This is a genomic window from Burkholderia sp. LMG 13014 (assembly GCF_905232215.1).
GTDB lineage: Bacteria > Pseudomonadota > Gammaproteobacteria > Burkholderiales > Burkholderiaceae > Burkholderia.
In genome coordinates, this window is record NZ_CAJNKE010001045.1 from 1 (window position 1) to 1111 (window position 1111).

The window sequence follows — 1111 nt, forward strand, 5'->3', positions numbered from 1 at the left end:
AGCGCGGCGGCCGGGCCATGCAGGTTCAGGCCGCGCGCGGCGTCGAGCGCGAGCCGGCCGTCCACGTCCACCGTGTACGGGCCGTGCGACTGGAAGTTGCCGTTCGCGCGCACCGGGCCGCCGAGGAAGCGGCCGGACAGGTCGTGCAGCGATGCGCCGGCCTCGGTGAACCGGACACTGCCGCGCAGTGCCGACAGCGGCGGTACGCCGCTGGTCGTCAGCGTGTTACCGCCGAATGCGAGCGCGCCTTCGACGTGCGTGTGCGGATGCGCGACGTGCTGTGGAATCGTGATCTTGAGCCCGAGCGACGCGGGCCCCTGCGCGTCGATCCGCTGGCCGATATGCCCGCTCATCGTGCCGAGCGAGCTGTTGTCCGCGTAGTCGATCAGGTCGGCCAGCGGGCCCTGCGCATGGCCGTCGATGATCAGCGGCGAGTGGGTCGGATTGCCGAGATCGTCGATGCGGCCTGCAACCTTCGTCAGCGCGACGCGCTTGTAGTGCGCGCGGTGGATGTCGAAGCGCAGCTTGTTCTGCGCGAGCTCGAACACGCCGTCGATCCCGTCGAGCGCCGGCCAGACGCTCGGCGTGCCGTTCGCGAGCTTGCGCGGCGGGTACGGCGTCGGCTCGAAACGGCCGCCGGTGAACGGCGCGACGATGTGGAACACGCCGGCGTCCGGCTCGTGTTCGAACGGGAATTTCTCGAGCGGGCCGCGTGCGACGATCGACGCGCCCTTGGTCACCTGGCCGTCCTGCAGCGCGTGGCCGAGATAGTCGCGCAGGTGTTCGGACATCCCGGTCGGCAGGTAGCGCGGAATGCGCGCCACCGACGCGCGGGCGAAATCGGCGCGCAGGTCGAGCGTGCCGCGGCCGTGGCCGGGGTTCGTGTACGAACCGGACACCGCGATTTCGGCATCGGGGTTCGAGACGAGCAGGTCGGGCAGTGTCACGTCGACGCGCGCGTGCTTGTCGCCGGCCGCCGGTGTGATCACCCATCGGGCGTTGCCGCGCAACCGGTCGAACGTCAGGCGCGGCTCGTCGAATTCGCCGGGGACCGTGACGGCCGCGTTGACCGTGTCGAAATGCGCGCTGCCGCCTGTTTCGTTCGCATCGA

Annotated in this window: 1 protein-coding gene; it reads right to left on the reverse strand. The window is 70.5% G+C overall.

The genetic code is table 11. From position 1 onward, the window contains the following. Positions 1–1111 (reverse strand): DUF3971 domain-containing protein (locus tag JYJ84_RS37255; RefSeq protein ID WP_275890779.1); only part of this gene is annotated, 1111 nt, incomplete at both ends.